This window comes from Paenibacillus sp. strain BS8-2 (assembly GCF_054483835.1).
The window spans coordinates 5,569,997-5,591,993 of the sequence record NZ_CM137010.1 but is presented as its reverse complement, the minus strand read 5'-3'; the positions used below and the strand labels follow the sequence as shown (position 1 = coordinate 5,591,993).

The window sequence follows — 21,997 nt, the reverse complement described above, 5'->3', positions numbered from 1 at the left end:
TTTAATTCAATTCGTCATACTTCAGATGAACACGAAGCAATCGCATAATGACCGTAATGGCTTCTGCTCGGCTCGTATAGCTGTTCGGCTCGAATTGATTGTCGCCTTTGCCATTCATCAGCCCTGCGGCGATGGCCGTGTTAGCGGCACCTTGTCCCCATGCGGGAATCGCATTGTAATCCTTCATTGCCGTTGCAGGTGTCGTCCTGTAGGTTTTGTCCAGGGATCGAACGGTCATTGCCGCGAGCTCGATCCGCGAGATGTTGCGCCCAGGCATGAAGGTTCCATCCTCGTAACCTTGCATAAGTCCCGCCTGGAAACCTGCAGATGCATAACCTCTAGCCCAAGTCGGAATGATGTTGCTGTCCGCGAAGGTCTTGTCCGTGAGCGACGGGTCCAGAGGGGCTATATTCAGCCCACGCAGCAGCATAACGGCAAATTCCGCGCGAGTAACCTTCTGCTCGGGACGGAAGGTGCCATCCGTGTAACCGTTAACAATGCCGAGATTGATAGATTCTTGAATATAATCCTTCGCCCAATGTTTATCGATATCCGTTAATTGTGGCAGCGGGGCTCCGGATGTCTTGGCCTCGACGATCAGATTCGGCGTGTAGACCTTGGAGTCAATCTTGGCATTTACTAACTTAGCTTCCCGTAGTTCGAAGGTTGAATCGCCGTCTGTCATCCGCTCGAATACAAAGGAGGCTAACCCTACGTTGCCATTCTTGCCTGATGCGCTTCCAATTTGCGTGTGCGCGAATCGGAGATCGTTGCCCTCGACCTTGGAAGGCACCGAGAAACCTTGGATGTCGCTGGAGGAATGGATCAGCTTCCAGTTGGCGGCATCAAACGACAACTTTAGATCATATGCGTAAAGATCGACTGCTCCGATGGCCTTAACAGACAGCTTTAGTCTGTGTCCGTCACTCACATAGTTCATCTGGAGGCTTGTGCCCTGATCTGCTGCGTGAACGAAGGAGGGGACAGCCAGAAGAAGCATGCAAACCCATAAAATCAGCTTTCGGGATACATTCATTGCGGAATCGTCCTTTCTGAGTGGGAGATAAGGGTTATGCACTTGTGAGATTAGTATAAGGTTATTGAAAGAGTCGCGAAACAAACCGATATTGCGTTTCGTTAACCGCTGAAGAGGGATTTGATCGTGAGCCGATTTGCGTCCGCAACGACGGCATGCATCCGCGTCCGCAAGTTCGCGATTCACCCATGTTTCCAAGATCAAAATTGATGATGGTTAGGCGATATCAAGGATGGTTTCTTCAAAGTCCGCGATCGTACCAGCTATAATAAGTCTTGTAACGAGATGAATTCCGCCAAGCGGACGGAGAATAGCACGATACCGGCTCTCTGAAGTTCGCGTTCGGCCGCACGCCTAACGGGTACTTCAAGTCGATCGCAGCCAAGAGCGAGGATCTGCGAGAGGTGTACATCCGCGAGCGCCCGGAAGATCTTGGTCGACTGGGCCGCTATATAACGATCTAACTTGAATCGGAGTTATTCTAGCTCCACAACCGATATGACGGAATCGAAGCGGGAGGCTGACATGAAAGACATCATATTAGACAATCTGACACTAGATGGACAGATAGAATGGGAAGGACGCATCGAACGAGGGAAGGCGAGCTTGCCTTCCGGCAAAGCGGCTTCCGCCGTACAGGGACGAATCGCGACGGACCGTCTTCCCGGCAATTGGAGTGGATATGGCTCGCTGCAGCTTACCGTGTTTAACCCCTGGAACCGTCCTGTCGTCGGCGGCATCGACATCTATGACAGCCGGTCGCTGGCAAGTCCGGAGCTTGAGTTCGGAGACTTCGTCGGACGCGGCAGGTCGCTTTTGCTCGGCGAAGGCGTCACGCACGTTATTGTTCGTATCGACCCGATTCAGACAACGCTCGGCAGCCGCATGCTTGATCTCGACCAAGTCGTTCGTGTGGCTATCCATATGCCCGAGCCTGAGGGAGAGGAAAAGCCGATCGCGCTCTCCGCGCTCCGTCTGAGCCCGGAGCGAGAGGAGCTCGACGACTTGGCCGACGCAAAGCCGGGAGACTCGGTGCTTGTCATTCGTCATCTGGACGTGAGCTGCTATACGTACGAACCGGACAGCTATCGCGATCCCGACGATGTCGCCCGGTTGTTCGAAGAGTTGACGCGCGAGAGGGACAAGCTGGAACGCGCTATTGACGTTGCCGAGATCAACGGCAAGCAGGCGCTGTACCCTCGCACGGCGCTCGTCGCCGCTGACATTGCGTTGATTGCCCGACCGATGTTGGCTTGGCACTTCTCTCCGCGCGCCAAGCGGGACAATCTGTCCGGGGCGTTGGGACTCGTGCGAGAAGAACGGGAAAAGCTAGAACGATTGCTGACGTCCAGGCAGCATGAGGATGACGAAGACGATTCGAACTTGCCGATTCCGCTCGTCAAGCCGTTGCCCGACTTCGCTTCGCTCCGCATCGACGGCAAGCGGTTCGTAGACAAGTCCGGGCAGCCCGTGCTCGTATGCGCAATGAGCTATATCAATGAAGGACCGCTGCTGCGGTTTTTCTCGCCCGAGCAGCATAAGAGGGAAATCTACGCCGTCGGCGGAGGCTCCCGCTACGATATCGAGTGGTCGCCCGTCTACGAAGCTTATCATCGTTACCCGGGAACGGAGCGAGTCGGCTGGCAGGGCTGGTGCGGCCATTTGATCAAAGACCAATGGGCGATGGGGGGGCGCAAGGAGAACGTTGTCATCTGTCTGGAGAACGAGCGCATACTCGAATCGATCGGGCGCTATAACCAGATTCATGCCGACGAGTGGCGCCATAACGATGAGCTCATGTACGTTATACTCGGATACGAGCTTAGCTACATGTGCTACTGCGAGAAGTCTCTCCGGCGGTTCCGCGAATGGCTGGCCGAGCGGCACGGCACCGTCGAAGCGTTGAACGGGAGATGGGGAACCGATTACCGATCGTTCGAAGAAGCAGAGCCCCCTCGCACGGACGTGTTCGGTCCGGCGCCGGACGCAAACCGCGCCGCTTGGTTCGATTGGGCTGATTGGAACACGCGCAGGTTCTCTGACCACCTGCGTTGGGCGCGGGACGACGTTCGCAAGCTGCATCCGAACATTCCGATATGCGCGGGCGGGACGCATAGCATGATGAGCGCGAGCAACGGGACGACGGGTATTGACGAAGAGATGATCGTGAACGAAGTGGACGACGTCATTCTGCACGAAGGCGGCGACCTGCTCAGCATCGACCTGCTTCACGCACTGTCCGACAAGCCGAAGCCGATGGTCGATCCCGAACACGGTGACAATTGCACCGGCTGGCTGCTGAACTACTTGCATGGCAAAAGCACGCTATCAATGTTCTGGTGGCCGAAACAGCCTTCCCGCCAATTCCCGGTCAGTACGCTGCGCGCTCCGCTGCACGGCACGATGGACATCAAGCTCGTCGCCGAGCACTTACGAACGGCGCTGCACGTACGCCGGTTAAACGAGGAGATCACGGCATTCTGGGACATCCCGCGCGAGGCCGCCATCCTCTATTCTAAGACGAACATGCTGCAGGTGCCGCCGGAGATGATGAACGCAAGCGCGACCGATTACTTGACGGCGTTGCGCGATACGTATGAAGCCGCACGTTGCCTGGACGCGGGATTGACGTTTATAACCGAGAAGCAGCTTCTCGCGGATCGGGCGACGGACTACAAGCTCATCATTCTACCGGCCGTTAAGCACTTGCCGGAATCCGTATTCGAGGCGTTGGACCGCTACGTTCGCGGAGGAGGCGTCGTTCTCGAGCTGCCCGAGTCGCTGACTCGCGACGAATACGATCGTCCGGCGGACTACTTGCAGCGTTGGAGCATTACCGTCCATCGCACGAGCTATCCGGCGATCGAAGGATTCGGCGAGCTTGAGCAGAGGTATGATCAGAATCTGGAGCGCGGCGTTCGCTACGGACTTGGGCGGGAAATCGAAGCATCACGGATCAACACTGAATTATGCGCGATGCCGCTGCGGATGTCCGGCATCTTCCAGGACATCGAATTGGCGGCAGGCGAAATCGTAGCCGAGGGCCCCGCGGCCGAGCCGATGCTGGCGCGCGTGCCGGTCGGTTCAGGCTTCGTCTGGCATTGCGCCGGCATGCCGGACGCCTCGTCTCTATCCGCGCTGCTCGATCTGCTATTCGCGGAAGCGGGCATCCATCGTCCGCTTACGGTGACCGATCCGGAAGGCAAGCGCATCCCGGGGCTGGAAGCGCGACTAGCAAGACGCGAACATGACGACCTGGTCTATCTGGTCAATCAGAGCGGTATGCCCGCAGATTACCGCATTCAAACGAATCGGCCGGTTCATCAAGTCCGCGAACTGCTATCGCTCGATTACTATACGGAAGCTAGCGGGCGAATCGAAGACAAGTCGACGCTTATATTCTCGCTTCGGGAAGACCCTGCAACAAGATGGCGCAAGTAGAGACTCGCAGAGTAGAAATCAGCTTTAATACCGCTAGGACATTGGCGTATTATTCAACTACACGGGGATTCTCGCTTTGAAATAAGCTCCCGTACTCTGCTCTAAGCAGGGCGGGAGCTTTATCGTGTTTGTGAAAGCTGCTTATTCGAAGAATCCGCGTCCAAGGGCGATTTTGCGTTTCATTAACGGTCACATCACCCCAAATGATGTGACCGTTTCGATTTGTAATACCGGGGAGTTTGTTATAACACTTGTCCGTCAGCCAGCAGACATTCGCGCAAAGCTTCGTATTCCACTTGCTGCACGCTGACATTGTTCGCGAGCGCGAGCGCCGCCGCTGATGCCGCCGATTGCCCCAATACCATAAATACGGGTTCCATCCGAATGGATCCGTAAGCGATATGGGAGGCGGATAAACAGACGGGAACGAGTAGATTACCGCACTCATCCTCCTTCGGAACGATGGAGCGATAGCTGATCGGATAAGGAGCGGCAAGCCCAATCTGAACATCGCCTTCGTTGACCACGTAACCGTCCTTCCCGACATGACGCTGCGTATTGTGGGAATCCATATTGTACGATCCCATGCCAACGCTGTCCGTTACAGGTATCCTGAGGAAGATATGGTTTTCGTTCATGACCGTGTCGCCGACCAGGCGCCTGGATTCCCTAATATAGAGCTGAGGAGTCCAGTGATCGTTGTCCTGGAATTCATCCAGAGGCAATCCCCATTCCTTGTAGAAATGCCGAATGTCTTCGGGCACGCGAGGATGATGCTGCAGCGTCCACAACAATCCCTTTTGATAGGTTGCGTGCTCTTGGACGATACGCTCGCGTTCCTCGTAGCCTGCTTCCGGATAGTTGTAATTTCGGCCTATATAATCGGTTGAGAAACCGTTGTCGTTGTTCGAGTCCGTCTTCCGGTTCGGAACCCCGTTCAGTTTGAAGAAACGTTTCTGTCCTTGCTCGATCGCCCGGAACATCAATTCGTATTCACGCTCGTCATAATCAGCAGGACAATCAACCATGACACGATTGTCAGGATTGTCCGTTAAGGTCATGCGGAAGCAATAAGCCTGTACACGGTGATCGCCGGCCCCGTCTTCGCCTCCTGCATCGGGATTAACGCCAGGCAGAAGACCGCTGCCGGGATCTCCCTTGACCACGTAAGGATCGATGCCAGCAGGCAACTGATTTAATCTGGCGACACCCGTCTGGATACCGTTGTGTTGTTCGTTATACACCTCATTGCCTTCGCGGCCTGTTGCATAACGGATACCTGCCGCTTTCATCAAATCTCCTTCGTAGCTCGTATCCATGAACATGCGGCCGGTTGCGCTCCTGCCGGATTCTAACGAGATTAGGGAGATGAGATTTCCATCCTTTGTTACGCCTTCAGGCAGTGCGAGTCTTTCTCCATACCATACTTCAATCTCATTGTTCTCGATCCATCCCAAGAAGACCTCAAGCGCCACTTTAGGCTCAAACAGCCATTCTGCTTGATCAGCATTATATTTTTGGCCAATTTCGCGATAAAACTCGAGCGATATGCCTCCGATAGCGGCGGATCTGCCGAAATCCGTATCGCCAAGCCCGCCGGTGCTAAGCCCGCCAAGCCGATTCGTCGGTTCGATAATGAGCGGTACAAGCCCCAGGCGTTTCGCTTGAATGGCAGCCGCAATTCCTGCTGAAGTGCCTCCGTAAATAACCAAATCATACATCCCAATAACCCCTCCCGAATGGTTCCAATCAACGGGTGTCGACCTTCGTTCCCCGTTCAATGCTTTATATTCAGAGAGTAGTATAAACCGCTTGGATAAGGATGGAAACAAACCAATCTTGAGGTGGATAAACCATCGCAAAGGAAATGAAAGCCATGCAGCGCTATGGCCGCATGGCATCGTTATTCTCGATATTCCGAAGGCATGGTACCCGTATATTTGCGAAATTGCTTGTAAAAGTAGGCCGCTCCCAACCTCATAATTGGTCTGTGGATTCGGACGAAATCGTAATCCTGCTTTTGGAGCGGCCTCGTTCTTTGAGCAATACGGACGGCGGGAAGCCGTAGATTTTTTTGAATACGCGATTAAAATACGCTTGATCGCAGAAGCCGACATATTCGGCGGCTTGTCCGATGCTGACATCCTGGTGGAATAACATGTCTCGCGCAACGGACACCTTCACTTGATGAATATAATCGACCAGCGACATGCCGGTTAATCTCTTATATACAGAAGAAACATAATTCGGGGTTCTGTCCAGCAGCTTCGCGAGCCTATCTACCCGAATCTCCTCGCGATAATGGCTTAGCACATAGTCCTGAATCGCTCCGACCAGGTTGAGCATGGGAGAAGGATGATGTTTATCGTCCAGGTCCCGATTCATGACTCCGAGCATCTCCGTTAAGATAGAGGAGCAGATGGTCTCGTGATAAGGCAGCTTCCCCATCCATTGCTGGATCAACTGCGCGAACCTCTGCTTCATGTAGTCGTGCTGCCTTGATTTGATCACTTGCGGCACGGATTCCGTCAACAAGGGCAGTATGTGCGCCGAAGGCCCCTTGATGAGGAAGGTGGCCCAATACTTCTGATGATAGTCGTCCCCGCTATGGAACCCTTCCCGTATGCAGTCGATCGGAATAAACAACAGATCGTCCTTCCCGAGCTGCAGCACGACATCGTTAATTTTGTAGACAAGGTTGCCCGACGTAATAAGCGCAATCGCATACGCGGTGGTTCGAGCCGGCTGGCGCCTCCACTCCGGATCCCGATAATCGAATCCCGCTCCGAACAATTCGATCACGACTCTACCCCTTTCGATGGACGTTCTGCATGTTACCATACTTTTGTGCAAAAAATTTCCATGTATTTTATCGTGCTTATTATGGATTCGATATACGACCAACTTAACACATGGCTTTGTTCTCTGACAACGATGAACAGGATTGAAGTCGAATTCCGTTCTTAGGCATGGCGGCTTCGAAATGCAAATGTTGTGATAAACGGAAGTTCTGGCAGACGATTCGATCGTAAAAATTCCATCAAATTAACTATTTTGCTTAAAAATTACAATAGTTTCATTCAAAAAATCGTAGTTTTATACGGGTATTATGAAATAGTTCAAATTGGTTAACCCATGACAACAATCGTATCTATATGGCTTGCATCAACACGAATTATACTATTTTCGCAATCGGACACCACCGCTTGAAAGAGGAACCGTACCTTGTGGATAGGGTCCCGGATATCAGGAAGAGGGGAGGCGAGCCGGAAAGAAAGCGTGGCGCCGCAATCGGCGATCCTTACAAAATATAAGGAGGCTACCAAAGAAATGTCCAAACAAACTGACCCTGCATTACACAGACGCCCAGCATTACCGCTACTTGCCGTTTTCATCTTGTTGACCTTGTTGATTGGCATTACTGCGTTTAATTCCTTGATTCGGGCAGACAACTCAGAGGTAGAGGAATGTGCAAGCCCGGATGCCGCGTGGCTGTTCTGCGATGATTTCGAACAAGACCGGTCCGATCAGTATTACATTCATCAGACATCGGCCAATTTATTGAGAGAAGCGGATACCGGATTCGGCGGGTCCAATGGTCTGACGGCCAACTTTCAAGGGAATTATCCGACTGCCGGCAATCTGAGTCTGGCCTTCGGCAAGACGCCGGATGCTGCGGCATATAACCCTGTAGGGAATCCCAATGAAGTCGTAAGAGATTTTTATTTCCGCACATACGTGAAGAACGATGAAGCATGGGTTGACGCCGAGAATGGACGTTTTATGAAATTCTACGCGTATGGCCCTAATCATCTTGTCATCGCCAAAGCAACCGTCGAATTTTCCGCGGGGAAGTTGTATTCGATTCTTGACGGCGCCAAGTTCGATGAGAACGGCAATCCTACCGGAATCGAATATTCGTCCTATCTAACAACCCCGACCAAAATATTGGGTGCCGGAGTCTCCAATCAAACATGGCATGAGGTGCAATTCCATATTAAACTGAATGATCCCGGACAGAGCAACGGAATGTATCGGGTATGGATCGATGGGGATTTGGAAACGAACAAAACAGATATGAATTGGATCGGTTCTTATGCGGACTACGGATTCAATGTCGTGGAATTTAATAATTACGTATCGGCTCAGAATGTGCCTTTGCAATCGCGTTATTACGACAATATCGTGCTTAGCGACGAGTACATCGAGTCCGTGGACGTAGAGGTTGAACCGCCTGCGAATCTTGTCTTCGAAGACAACTTTGATTCGTACACCGACTCGCCAAGAAATCACGGATGGGGAGAAGTTCATTCGGCGGTTGTTATTGATCCTACTGGAGGCAAAGATGGAACACATGCCGCCAAAGTACAATATACGACTCCGGAGCAAGTAATAATGTTGAGAAACGAAGTATCGAACTACGATCTGAATCAGGTGTTTGTAAGCTTTGACTTCAAGCTCGATTCTCCTGTAGACAATGATCCGAGCACCAAAGGCGGGAGCAAGTTCTTGAAGCTATTCGGCAAAGACGGTCTGAGTCCTAACGGAGCTGATGGATATGCCAATACCACATTCGGATTGTGGTACACGTCCAACACGCTCAATGAAATATCTTATGGAAGTGGTTCCGATCTAGCTAACGATACCCAGACTACCATCTCTTATAACGGCAATCACCTCGATAGTCTGGTAGATGTCCGTTACTCTACGGACACGTTCGTCCCGCAAACGAATCAGTGGCATAACTTCAAAGCGTTCATGAAATACAATTCCAATGGTAACAGGGACGGCGAGTATATCGTCTGGATCGATGGCGAGCTTAGGTTACATGCGACGAATGTGAAGAACAGACATGAATTGAATTCAGATGAATTCAAGTGGATCTCGCTCGGCGATTACTCCAAAGTCAATGCCGCCCATCCATGGAATCTCTGGTACGACAATGTACAGATCATGAGGGAAGTTCCCCAAGAGCTTGCTGAGGAATTAATAGGCACGAATGCCGATCTGAGCGCATTGGCTGTGAATAGCGGCGCCTTAAGTCCGGCTTTCTCGAAGGAAGTAACCAACTACACGCTCGAGTTGCCTGGCAGTGCGACAAGTCTGGACATTACTGCGACAACTGATCATAGCCATGCGTCAATCGAGGTTAACGGGGTTTCGTTGGCCAATAATGCCACGGCAACCGTACCCGTGGGAGTGAATTCCACGAAGGTTAACATCGCGGTTACGGCGATGGACGGGGTGACCGTCAAGACGTACACCATAACAGTCAAACGTCCTTTAGTCGTGGGCGAATGCGGGAATCCGCAGCAAGGCTGGCTATTCTGCGATGATTTCGAGACGAACCGCTTATCGCAATACTACGATTACTTTAATCGCTGGGGCCGGTTTGTGCTTCAAAATAAAGGTCTAGAAGGCTCTAGAAGCTTGAACTCCTTTTATGGCTTCTATGCGGGAGATACGGCCGCGGGCGGCGCGCACGGCACTTGGGCGAAATTAGCGGTTGGCCAAACGCCAGACAATGCCGTCTATAAGCCTGTCGGCGAAACGGATACGGCTGAGCGCGAGCTATATTGGCGCTTCTATGTCCGCAACAACACGATCGCCGAAGGGAATACGAACATCAGCAACGGACCGCTTGCCCGCGTATACGGCATGGGGCCGGGCAATGTGCCGTTCATGCAGATTAACATTGAGTACCCGGATTCGACCGGCGTTCTCGTATCCGAGCTGCGCACGGGGCAATTTGATTCGAGCGGCGTTCCGACAGGTACGGTGGTTGCCGATACGCTGACCGGCACGACGCCGATCATGGCCGCCGATCAGGCGGGACCGTGGAGACTCGTCGAGGTGCATGCCAAGCTTAACGATCCCGGTCAAACGAACGGTGTGTATGAGCTGTGGATCGACGGGCAGCTGGAATCGAGCAAAACCGGGATGGACTGGGTAGGCTCGTACACCGACTACGGCATCAACGTAGTGGAGCTCTACAATACGAATAACCAATCCGGCGTGCCTGGCGGAGATAACGAATACCGGGCGTTCGACAATATGATTGTGAGCCGCGATCCGATCGGAGAGCCTGGTGCCGTTAGCCAGATCAATGCGAACTTGAGCAATATCGGATTAAGCGCAGGCAAGCTGTCGCCGCACTTCCAGGCCAATGTGCTGGATTACACATTGACGGTGGAGAACGGCGTTACTAGCGCAACGCTCACGCCGGTGCTGGCGGATGAAGAAGCGACGTTGACCGTGAATGGCGTATCTCACGAGGATAACAGCGCGGTCACGATTACGGACGAAGCAACGATCGTCGTGACGGCCCGTAACGGGGTTACCACTAAGACGTACACGGTCAGTCTGGCCGAAGCGGAGCCGTTCTTCGCGAACGAATGCCAGCAGATGCAAGCGGATTGGCTGTTCTGCGACGATTACGAGGTCGATCGTATGGATCAATACTTCGAGCGGACGAGTCGGGAGCAGTTCTATCGGTCCAGCGCTGTTGGTCTTGGCGGATCCTCCGGGATGAAAGCCGAATTCCGGGCGGCTGACGGCGAGCAACATGATACAGGCGCAATAAAGATTGCCTTCGGTCGAACGCCGCATTCTTATATGAATCCGGTTGCTGCGGAGGACGAGGATCTGAAGGAGGTGTACTTCCGGTTCTACGTGAAGCATGAGGACGGCTGGATCGGCGGAGGCGGCGACAAGCTGGCCAGGTTAAGCTCCATGCAAGACACCAACTGGGCGCAATCGATGATCGCGCATGTGTGGAGCGGCAGCGGAAACAGCAGCGGGAATTTGATTGCCGAGCCGGCCAGAGGCACGGATGCGGCAGGCAATCTGTTGTCGACCAAGTGGAACGATTGGCCAAACTTGTACTGGTTTGGCGGTCAGGTTTCTGAAACGCCTATCTATGACGAAAATCACGTTGGCGAGTGGTATGCCGTAGAGACGCGTGTGAAGTTGAACGACCCTGGACAGTCAAATGGTATCTTCCAAGTTTGGATCGACGACGAGCTGCAGATGAATCGGACGGATCTGAACTTGATCGGTTCGTACGAGATTGGACCGGGCAAGGGCTACGGGCTCAACTGGCTCGCGCTCGAGAACTACTGGAATGCGGGTACTCCGCAAGATCAGGAGCGTTACTTCGACAACTTCGTAATTAGCCGCTCCAAGATCGGATTAGCGACGGAAGAAGCAACGAATGAGCTGAATCCGCTCCTGACCGCTGATAGCAATACAAAGCTGGCAGGCGAGGACCTCGAATTGACCGTCAGCGCAGCGGATCTTGACACTGCGTTCACGGTAGCGAGTGTTGTCGTGAATTACGATCCGCAGAAGCTGGAGTTCGAGACTGTTACCAATGGAAACAGCGTCGTATTGGCGGAATCAGCAATCGAATCTTTGCTTCCTCATTTCTCTGTGGCAAGCGCAGTTAAACAAGAACAAGGGCAAATTCTAATGATTTTGACAACAACAGGCGAACAAAACGCGTATAGCGGAGACGGTCCGATAGTCAAATTGTACGGTAAAGTCAAACATACCGCGCAGATAGGCAGCACTGCCGTGTCTTTGTCGGACTTTGAAGTTTCGCTAAACGGGCAGGGGGCAACTCTTGATACATCCGGTGCTTCGTTAACTATCGATGTAGGGCAAACGAACAAGGAAGCGTTGAGCTCCCTTATAGCTAACGCTCAACAAATGCGAGACGCTGCGGTTGTAGGCAGTCAGCCGGGACAATACGCTCAGAGCAGCGTGAGTGCGCTGACGGCGGCGATCCAATCGGCAACTGCCGTGCTTGACGATGCATCCGCTACGCAAACGGAAGTAGACCAAGCGGTCATTGCTCTGACCGGAGCACTAAATATCTTCGTAAGCTCGGTCAACGGGTATGTGTCTGCCAATCTGACCGACTTGAACGCCGCGATCTCTGCAGCGGAGAACAAATACGCCCGGTCGGCGGAAGGCAACAAGATCGGCCAATACGCAGCAACTTCGAAGGCAGCATTGCAGACAGCCATTAACGCTGCGAAGTCCGTTCGAGATAACCCGGCTGCGAGCCAGGGACAAGTCGATCTGGCGACGACGGCTCTGAATCAAGCGTCTGCGACATTCTCGACCACGATCATTACATTAGTTCCTAACGCTGCGAAAATTACGATACATGACTTGTCGATTATCGCGAAGTACTTCGGAGCATTAAGCAGCGATGCGAATTGGCCGGAGATTGAGAAAGCGGATCTGTGGGGTGAAGGGGAAATTACGATCGAGGTGCTGGCAGCCGTCGCACAGATGATTCTGGATGAGTGGGCCGCGAGCGAATAACAGAAAATGTGAACGTAATATGTATGGACCAACAAACGGTGCCGGGGAAGTGATCCCGGCACCGTTTGTTGGCGTGCTGCTTATTGGAATTGTAAAGGGCGGTTAATCATTCACATGAACGGTTTATATCAAAATGCCTCTAACTGGAAATATACTGTACATGCATAACCGCTACTAACTATGATGCGCACCGAATGCAACTGTATGACATGCCAGATTCAGCGGATTAGAGAAAGGAGGATGCCGATAAGCAATTCTACGAGAAAGCAAGCTTCAGAATCCCTCTCCGAGCCATTCCAATTGATGAAGGAGGAAGAACTAGTATGCCAGGATTAGCAAACCGAGTAATCCGACCCATCTCATCCTCAAAGCTCTTTGTCATCTTTGTTGCCCTCACATTGCTTGTCAGCCTGTCCCCTGTTTATCCGGCTCCTAATGCGCAAGCAGAACCATACATCGTGAACGAGTGTGATCTTATGGACGATGATTGGCTGTTCTGCGATACCTTCGAAACGAACAAATTAACTGAATATTACGGATTTTCTCAACGCTGGGGGCGTCTTCTGCATAGAACGGAAGGTCTCTATAACTCTAGAGCCCTCGCCTCTTACTTCGGCTATTATGAAGGCGATAAGCTTGAAGGTCAGCCCTACCCGATTCATGGCACCAAGCTGAAGCTAGCCGTCGGCAAAACGCCGGACAACGCCGTATATAAGCCTGCCGGCGATCCGGCGATTGCCGAGCGCGACTTGTATTGGCGCTTCTTCCTGCGCAACAAGACGCAAGAGATCGGAGACAGCGTCATCCAATACGGACCGCTAGCCCGCGTATATGGTTATGGCGCCGGCGATACGCCGATTATGCAAATCGAGATCGACCATCCGAATGCGGACGGCACACTGGTCTCCAAGCTGAGCACCGGTCAATTCGACACGAGCGGACAGCCGACCGGTACAGCTGTAGAAGCCGAATTAACCGGCACGACGCCGATCATGCGCGCGGACCAAGCAGGCGCATGGCGAATGATCGAAATTCATGCCAAGCTCAACGATCCCGGCCAGACGAACGGCGTCTATGAGCTATGGATTGACGGCGAGCTGGAATCAAGCCAAGAAGGCATCGACTGGGTGGGCTCTTATACGGATTATGGCATTAATGCCATCGAGATCTATAACAACAACAATGATCCTGCGGGTCCTATAGGAAGCGACAACGAGTTCAGAGTCTTCGACAATCTGATCGTCAGCCGCGAGCGAATCGGAGATCCTCAGCTCGACGTACAAACCAACGCGAATTTAAGCAACATTGGCAAAAGCGTCGGCAAGCTGACCCCGCATTTTCAGCCGAACGTGACCAGCTATACGCTCACGGTTCCGCATGGGGTAACGAGCGCGCAATTGACGCCCGAAGCGGCTGTTGCCGAGGCTAGCGTCAGCGTGGAAGGAACCGTCCTCGCGCCGGGAGCATCCGTCACCTTAACCGATGAGGTAACGATCGACGTTGCGGCTGCCGACGGCATCACGAGCAAGTCGTATACCGTAACACTCGCACAAGCAGATCCGATTCTTGTCAACGAATGCCAGCAGCAACAAACGGATTGGCTGTTCTGCGACGACTTTGAACAAGATCGTTCCAGCCAATACTTCGAACGCACGAGTCAAGAGCAGTTCTATCGCACGGGCAGCGTCGGCCTCGGCAGCTCCTCCGGCATGAAAGCGGAATACAGACAAGCCGATGGCGACCAGCATGATACCGGTGCCATTAAGGTTGCAATCGGCCGCACGCCTCACGCTTACTTGAATTCGGTTGCAGCGCAGAACGAGGATTTGAGAGAGGTTTATTACCGCTTCTACGTGAAGCACGAACAGGATTGGACGGGCGGAGGCGGCGACAAACTCGCTCGCGTCACCTCCCTCCAGAATGGCAACTGGGCGCAGGCGATGACCGCCGTCGTGTGGAGCGGCAATAACCTGTCCAAAAATTACCTTGTATCGGAGGCAGTGAGAGGGATTGACGAAGAAGGCAACCTGAAATCCACGGGTTGGAATGATTTTGCCAACAATAGCTATGTAGGCGCTCGTCAATCGACTACGCCGATGTATGACGAAAACCATGCGGGCTCCTGGTATGCGGTTGAAGCTCGTGTCAAATTAAACGATCCTGGACAATCGAACGGGATATTCGAGGTCTGGATTGACGATAAGCTGGAGATGAGCAATACCAATCTGGATTGGATCGGTACCTACGAGATTGGCCCGGGCGCAGGCTACGGACTGAACTGGGTGTCGCTCGAAAATTATTGGAACGCCGGAACGCCGCAGGATCAGGAACGGTACTTCGATAACTTCGTGATCAGCCGTTCCAAGATCGGCTTGGCCACGCAGGAGGCTTTGCCTGCCGAAGCAACAGGCACGCTCGCTATCGACAGCTTGGACAAACAGCCTGGCGATTCCTTTGAGCTTACTATAGGAGCAAGTGGTGTTGGATCGCTCCATGCAGCGGATGTTATCGTAAATTATGATCCGGACAAGGTGACATTCGCCACGGTGACGAACGGAGCCGCTGTAAGATTGGCGGATTCGGCTATTGAATCTCTTGTGCCGAATTCCGCAATCGTAAGCTCCGTCAAAGAAAACGAAGGACAGATTCGACTTATTGTCGCCAAGACGGGAGCGCCGCTTGATATTAGCGAGCAGACCGCTCTCATTAGGCTGAACGGACAAATCAAACCATCGGCTGCGGCGGGAGATACATCGATCTCCTTAACGAATTTTACAACCGCCTCGAATGGAATTAGCCAAACGTTGAATGCTGCGAACGCATCGGTGACCGCATCGATTGTCGTCATCGACAGCACAGCGCTCGGAGATCGTATTGTCGAAGCGGAGCAGATGCATAGCGCTGCAGCCGTGGGCACATTGCCAGGACAGTACCCGGCAAGCGCAAAAACAGCGCTGAACAATGCAATTGAATCGGCAGACCAGGTGTACACGAACAGTGCGGCGACGCAAAATGAAATCGATCAGGCGTTAACGGCATTAAATGCCGCAATCGCAGCCTTCGAAGCGTCGGTTATTGTCGCGTTGCCGGCAAACTTTGCCGAGCTTGAAGCCTCGATCACAGCAGCGGAAGCCAGATTGAGCGCTACCTTTGCAGGAACCAAGCTGGGTCAATACCCGAGCGGGGCAAGGACGGCATTAACGAATGCTGTCGGCGCAGCCGAAGCGGTACTTGGCAACACAGCCGCTACGCAAGCTCAAGTCGATCAAGCGGCAGACACGCTTGACCAAGCCGTCATGGACTACAATGCAACGATTATTACGCTTGTGCCAGGCGCAACTGGGGTGTCCATCGCCGACTTGTCGATCGTCGCGAACTACTTCGGCGTCACAGATGAGGATGCTGAGTGGGCCGACATCGCCGTGGCCGATATCCTGAACCAAGGCGAAATTACGATCGAGGCGATTGCGGCCATCGCTCAGATGATCTTGAATGATTGGGCTGGAATTACGACCGTTCCTCAAGAGCCGGGCGAAACTAGCGGCGTACTTGTCGATTACAATTTCGCTGCGGGGGATGAATGGGTTGACAAGGACGGATGGGATTGGAAGAACAGTGCCCGTGAAGTAGAGCAAGCACCGGGTGTTTCTGAACGCGGTGCGAGGTATCATTATGCTGGAGGTGATGACCCGTTTGGGGACGGAACACTGGGAGCGGAGCAATACTTCTCCATGCCGGAGCTCTCCGAATTCTGGTTCAAACGGCGGATCTGGATTCCCGAGAATTATACCCAACGCGATACCGTCATCGTCAGATTAGCCGATTCGGCCAACTGGGAGATCGGCGATTACGTGCTAGGTTCAAACGCGCAAGTACATGGTATCATCCAGTACAAAAAAGGCGATTACATTGCGCTGAAGGATGCTACCTTCGCCCTGTATAATCAGCATTGGAATACGACGCTAACCAACCTGACGAAAGACCTGACCACGACCGGAAGCGAGCGAAGGAAACAAAATAGGGGAAGGAAATTCCAGGTGTTCTATTCTGACGGATACAGCTCAAATGGACAAAGTCCGACCATAATATTCGGATTGACGCCAAACAACTATCCGGGTGATGTCAACGGCAACGGAAGCAACATCAATTTTAGTGTCGCTGTGGATGGGGTTGGCAGCGGGCAGAAGCCCAACACCCTGACGCCTGAAGTCCCATTCCTAAGCGGCGAAGATGTGGGGATCTGGATCGATGTCGTCTTCTATATCAAGATGGCATCCAGTCCTACCGATTATGACGGGACAGTTGTCGTGTGGCTCCGCAAGGAAGGAGAAACAGAATACACCAAGAAAGCGGATCAACGCACCTTAAATATGGGAGCGCGTCCAGGAGGGGGGGGCTTCCGCAACGGCTATATTTGGGGCTGGACCAACTCCGGTTACGAAGAGCCGACTACATTCTACGAATCTCGCGTAATCTTGTCGGAAGAACCGATTGACGGGCTCACGCCATAGTCGGAAGGACAACAGAAAGGCGGTGTCAGGGATTGCTCCCTGACACCACATTTTTACGCTAACTTTATTCCAGCTTACCTCGGTGCATTCATCATGCTTGAATCGACATGACAATAATCTTGAATGCAGACTCACAAAAGGATTGGAGCGTAGGTATGATCGAATTATTTGGAGCTGGCTTTGACGATCGAGACCCGAACTGGAAGCAGCCATCGTCTCGATTATATGTCTATTCCATAGCGCTTATTTGCTCGGGTAAGATGATCAGTCGGATCGACGGCAATATTCTGAAGGTATGCGAAGGGGATTTGTTATTCGTGCCGGAGGGCTGCGTGCTCGAGTCCTACCACGCGGATGATGACTATCATCAGAAATATTGGGCGACGTTCATTTATAAGCCGTCTGAGGGGCAGCAATTGCCAATGTTGCAGACATCTACTCCAGTTGTTGTAAAAGCTCGCCAATATGGCTATATGAAACAGCAATTCGCTCAATTAATTATGCAGTGGATAGAAAAACTTCCTTATTACGAGCATGTCTGTTCGGGCATTATTACAAATATACTTGGGAGAATGAATCGGGAGTTTGACACGACGCAGTATATTGCACCAAAAGCAATCCTTATTACGAAAATACAAGATTACGTGCTCGAGCATTACCGTGAGGATATAAGAGTAGACAAGCTCGCCATGCTGGTGGATCGTTCTCCTAATTACATTTCCTCCATGTTCCGACGGATGACCGGACAGACGGTCAAAGAGTATATTAATCAAGTAAAGCTGGCCGCAGCCCGCGATATGCTCTCTCAAAAACATGTAAATATCAGGCTAGCTTCAGAGTACGTGGGTTTCTGTGATCAAGCCTATTTCAATAAAGTGTTCAAAAAAGTATACGGATTTCCTCCTTCTGTCTTGGTGCAGGAACGAGAGTTGACACAGCTTGAACGTTAACGATTATGATCGCAAAGATGACCCCGCCGAGACAAATTTCGGCGGGGTCTGCTTGTTGCTATTAATGAAGCTTTTGGTTGTCGCGATACTCCTGAGGAGCGATATTCATCACCTTTCGGAAGAAACGGGTGAAGGCGATACCGGATTGATAGCCGACTTCTTCGGCGATTTCGTGAATTTTTTTGTCGTTGCGCGAGAGCAGCAGCTTTGCCTTGTCCACACGGGCCTCCATAATATATTCAGAGATGCCTTTGCCGGTAATTTGTTTGTATAATCTTGATAGGTAAGTGGGATTTAGATGCACATGCTCTCCTAGTCTTGTAAGAGACAAGTCCGTGTGCAGATGTTCAATAATATAATGCTCGATATCTTGTATAAGCCGGTCGGAATGATTTTTTTGATCGATCGTAGCATGCTTGAAGAGGTAAAGGGCCAGTGTTCTATAATAGTTGGTATAATGGTTCCAGTCGAGCTTCGGGTGGATGGACAGCAGCGGCTCAAGCCCGAATTTCTCCGAGATTAAAGGGAGGAGCTGACGTCTGTTGATGAAGCTGACAAACACATGAGCCAGTTCATGCAGTGTTTCCAGCCGCAAACCAAGGTGATCTCCCGAAACCCGCACCATCGTTACTAGTTTATCAAACAACTCCAGAAACTCTTCTTGTTTGCCGCTGGCGAGCAGTCCAGACAATGATGAAAACTGCGCCAGTTTTAAGAACACGCCGGTATCTATCGTATCGGGGTCCGCTACAACAGGCAAAGGCTGATTGCTGAGCAACTCGTCTTCGGTCATGAACAGCTCTTGCGTCAGACCGATACCGGTTTGCATGAGAAATTCCATATGAAGGAGCTTGTCGCCAAGCTCTCTCCATGTCGTCATGGAGCTGAGAACGATGGACAAATGAAGCTTAAGTATTTCGCGACATTGGTGTTGAATCGTTTCCAGTATGCCGTAACATAATCGTAGAGACTTGGCTCGTTCCTTTTCCTCATCTATCGTATTCGAGGGCTGCCACATACCAATCACATTGGAATCATTATGGTTCAGCGTGATGACCTTCACACTCTCGGACAAATATTCATTCATCATATTGCGGACGGAGTAGAGCAGCAGCGCTCGATCTGACCAGGTCATGGATTGTTTCCAGCGATCGATACGTACTACGATGAGATAAAGGGGCTGATGAGGATCAAGATCGATATGAAGCATCTCGAACTGCTTTGCGAGCTCGCCTGAGCTGTACTCTCTTCCTTGCATCATACTGAGAAAAAACTCGCGTTGGAGCGAGGGCAACGCTTGGCGAAACTGGGCCTGTGCCCTGTCGATAAGCTCCTGGGAATTACGATCCTCCAATACTTTTTCGGCTGCCTGATAGACGGATTGAAGGATGCGCTCATCTCCTTCCGTCTTCAGGATGAAGTCGAAGCCGCCGAGTGTGATCGCCTCGCGAGCATATTCAAAATCATGGTAGCTGGTCAGAAAGATGACCTTGCAATCAGGCTGCAATTGATTCACTTCCCGCAGCAAATCGAGCCCCGAGATTTCCGGCATTTTGATATCGGATACGATGATGTCGATCGAATGCTCCTGCATAATGGCAAAAGCGCCAGGAGCCGAGTAGGCCTTGAACACCTGAAGAGGCACCTTCTGCTCTTCACAAAACAATTCATATAAACCGTCAGCAATAATTCGCATGTCGTCAACGATCATTAGCTTAAGCATCTTGTGCCACATCCTTTCTCTCGATCACGATTTGGGTTTGTAAGCCGCCAAGCTCGCTGCGTGATAAGCGGAGGCCGGACTGCTCGCCGAATTTGAGCCGGATACGCCGATGCACATTCACCATTCCTGTACTTTCTTCATTGTTTTTGCCTTCTTTGTGCAGCGATGCGTTCATTTGCTCCAGTATCTCATCATCGAGCTGATTGCCATTGTCAGAGATCTCCACATAAACAAAGCTTTCATCAAAATGGAAGCGGACCTGCAAAATTCCTTGCTGAAGCTGTTTCTCAAATGCATGCTCGAAGCAATTCTCGATGAGAGGTTGGATAATCATCCTCGGCACCATCAATCTTTGAATCTCATCCGGCATGTCACCATAAGACACGGACACATGTTCATCGAAGCAGACGGATTGAATGTCGACGTAGGCCTTAGCATGAAGGGAATCCTCCTGTAACTGAATTTCATCGGAACTGTCTCTCGTCATGTATTGGAAATATGTTCCTAGATAACCGGCGAACAGAGTGGCCTTCTCTTTGTTGCCGGTATGGATTAAACGCTTCAGAACAAAAAAACTATTATATAAGAAGTGCGGGTTTATCTGGGATTGCAATCGTTTGAGCTCCGAGCGTTGATTGAGCAGTTTCTGCTCGTAGATCACATTGACCATATTGTCGAGTGTATCGGTCATCATATTGAAGCGCCGATACAAATAACCAAATTCATCGTCATTGCGATGCGCAAGGTCAAACTTCATCTGTCCGAGCTCAACCTTGCGGAACGCTTGGACAAGCAGCTTGAGCGGTTTGTGAATAATTCGGTAAAGTCCGAAGGAAAGCAGCACAATGATTAGAATCGTTAAGAAGGACAGGATATAAAAAAATTCATTGTAAATGTCAAGCGAGCCGTAAATTTCGGATTCGGGAGCAAACGCAGCCAAAATAACGTTTGAGTTCGGCGCTTGTTCATAGACGATAAGATAAGGTTCGTCTTGAATGTGATAGGTCACGATTTGGGGGCCATGCTCAACAACGGTTGAAGAGGCTTCCCTCTCGTTAATCATATGCAAGACCTCTTCCGACATGGGATCATCGCGACCGGAAGAGATATGCCATGTTTCTTCTGAATCAAAAAGGACAGCGCCGCCGCGAGTAAAGCTCATAATGTTAGACATATAGGAGGATATCGTAGATTCGGATAGTTGCACAGCTAGAATAAATAAACTATCGCCATGTTCTGCAGTAGCAGAGGTAACAAATGGAGCGTTAATATAAAGTTGATTATTCCAGCTTAGAATCGGTTTGGATGGTTTACTTAAACCAGCGAACGCTATAGGATCGAAACTGCTGCTGCCACCGATTGCCGCCTGACTCTTATGAAGCAAAGGGAGGTAAGCAATCGTATCTTTAATGAAGCGGGTTGAATATTGGATTTGGGTCAGATGGGGGGAGATTTGGTTCAGAAAGGATATCTCTTCAGCATAGGTGAAATTAGGCTTGAATTGGTCGACATGCAAAAATGCGATTTTGATCGCACTATTGGACATCATTTGCTGGATCCGAATAAACTCATTGTCTAGAATATTGTTATAGGATTGCAGGGAATTGGTTAGCGCGCGCTCGATTTCTTTCCGGTTATTTTCGGCGCCAATATTCGTAATATAAAAGTTAAAAGCGTAAAGAGGTGTTACGATCAGCAATAAACTGGCAATTAGCTTCGTTAGTATGGATCGATTGGCAATAAATCCGATTAAGAGTTTCCAAGTGCGAACCAAATGAATCCCCCTTTGACGCGTATCTACTAATAATTATAGCAAAAAAGACACTTTGTCGGACTAAACGAACCTTAACTTATGTAAACGAATATTTACATTCATAGACGAGATGCGATTATTAAAGTATGTAATTCGGATAATCAATAAGTTAATAATGGTCGGCGATTGTAGATATCGGTTTATTTCGTGCTGTCAGAAGGTAGATTATGATGAAATTGTAAGTTAATC

General features: G+C 51.1%; 9 protein-coding genes. 4 read left to right on the top strand and 5 right to left on the bottom strand.

Annotated features, from left to right (window positions below):
* Position 1: 1 nt before the first annotated feature.
* Positions 2-1,036, bottom strand: a complete 1,035-nt coding sequence (locus ACX1C1_RS24265; RefSeq protein ID WP_458954682.1) for an S-layer homology domain-containing protein — start codon at positions 1,034-1,036, stop codon at positions 2-4.
* Positions 1,037-1,561: 525 nt separating this feature from the next.
* On the opposite strand from ACX1C1_RS24265, the gene ACX1C1_RS24260 reads away from it, so the two are divergent.
* Positions 1,562-4,477 carry a beta-galactosidase gene (locus ACX1C1_RS24260; RefSeq protein ID WP_458954681.1) on the top strand — a complete coding sequence of 972 codons (2,916 nt, stop codon included), beginning with the start codon at positions 1,562-1,564 and terminating at the stop codon, positions 4,475-4,477.
* Between the two features lie 242 nt (positions 4,478-4,719).
* Here the strand turns inward: ACX1C1_RS24260 and ACX1C1_RS24255 are convergent, their stop codons facing one another.
* Positions 4,720-6,198: an FAD-dependent oxidoreductase gene (locus ACX1C1_RS24255; protein ID WP_458954680.1), complete on the bottom strand. Its 1,479-nt coding sequence runs from the start codon at positions 6,196-6,198 to the stop codon at positions 4,720-4,722.
* Positions 6,199-6,454: 256 nt separating this feature from the next.
* Complete coding sequence (locus ACX1C1_RS24250) at positions 6,455-7,279, bottom strand: helix-turn-helix domain-containing protein (protein WP_458954679.1); 825 nt, start codon at positions 7,277-7,279, stop codon at positions 6,455-6,457.
* A gap of 528 nt (positions 7,280-7,807) precedes the next feature.
* Here ACX1C1_RS24250 and ACX1C1_RS24245 point away from each other — a divergent pair.
* The 3 genes from ACX1C1_RS24245 to ACX1C1_RS24235 all read left to right on the top strand — a co-directional run bounded on the left by ACX1C1_RS24245 (position 7,808) and on the right by ACX1C1_RS24235 (position 18,272).
* Positions 7,808-12,811, top strand: a complete 5,004-nt coding sequence (locus ACX1C1_RS24245; protein ID WP_458954678.1) for a cadherin-like beta sandwich domain-containing protein — start codon at positions 7,808-7,810, stop codon at positions 12,809-12,811.
* A 323-nt stretch (positions 12,812-13,134) separates the two neighbouring features.
* The gene (locus tag ACX1C1_RS24240; protein ID WP_458954677.1) at positions 13,135-17,322 is read left to right on the top strand and encodes a cohesin domain-containing protein; all 4,188 of its coding nucleotides are present in this window, start codon (positions 13,135-13,137) and stop codon (positions 17,320-17,322) included.
* A 155-nt stretch (positions 17,323-17,477) separates the two neighbouring features.
* On the top strand, positions 17,478-18,272 hold the full coding sequence (locus tag ACX1C1_RS24235) for an AraC family transcriptional regulator (protein WP_458954676.1): 795 nt from the start codon (positions 17,478-17,480) through the stop codon (positions 18,270-18,272).
* Between the two features lie 61 nt (positions 18,273-18,333).
* Here the strand turns inward: ACX1C1_RS24235 and ACX1C1_RS24230 are convergent, their stop codons facing one another.
* Together ACX1C1_RS24230 and ACX1C1_RS24225 are read right to left on the bottom strand one after the other, a co-directional pair.
* Positions 18,334-19,995, bottom strand: coding sequence for a response regulator transcription factor (locus ACX1C1_RS24230; RefSeq protein ID WP_458954675.1), 1,662 nt, complete (start codon positions 19,993-19,995; stop codon positions 18,334-18,336).
* A complete protein-coding gene (locus ACX1C1_RS24225; RefSeq protein ID WP_458954674.1) occupies positions 19,988-21,769 on the bottom strand; it encodes a sensor histidine kinase in 1,782 nt (593 codons plus the stop codon). Before ACX1C1_RS24225 ends, ACX1C1_RS24230 begins: the two co-directional genes overlap by 8 nt.
* Positions 21,770-21,997: the final 228 nt, after the last annotated feature.

Excerpts from the sequence above, each read along its gene's own strand:
- ACX1C1_RS24235 (WP_458954676.1), top strand. The coding sequence starts at position 17,478 with ATGATCGAATTATTTGGAGCTGGCTTTGACGATCGAGACCCGAACTGG.
- ACX1C1_RS24230 (WP_458954675.1), bottom strand. The coding sequence starts at position 19,995 with ATGCTTAAGCTAATGATCGTTGACGACATGCGAATTATTGCTGACGGT.
- ACX1C1_RS24255 (WP_458954680.1), bottom strand. The coding sequence starts at position 6,198 with ATGTATGATTTGGTTATTTACGGAGGCACTTCAGCAGGAATTGCGGCT.
- ACX1C1_RS24260 (WP_458954681.1), top strand. The coding sequence starts at position 1,562 with ATGAAAGACATCATATTAGACAATCTGACACTAGATGGACAGATAGAA.
- ACX1C1_RS24240 (WP_458954677.1), top strand. The coding sequence starts at position 13,135 with ATGCCAGGATTAGCAAACCGAGTAATCCGACCCATCTCATCCTCAAAG.
- ACX1C1_RS24265 (WP_458954682.1), bottom strand. The coding sequence starts at position 1,036 with ATGAATGTATCCCGAAAGCTGATTTTATGGGTTTGCATGCTTCTTCTG.
- ACX1C1_RS24245 (WP_458954678.1), top strand. The coding sequence starts at position 7,808 with ATGTCCAAACAAACTGACCCTGCATTACACAGACGCCCAGCATTACCG.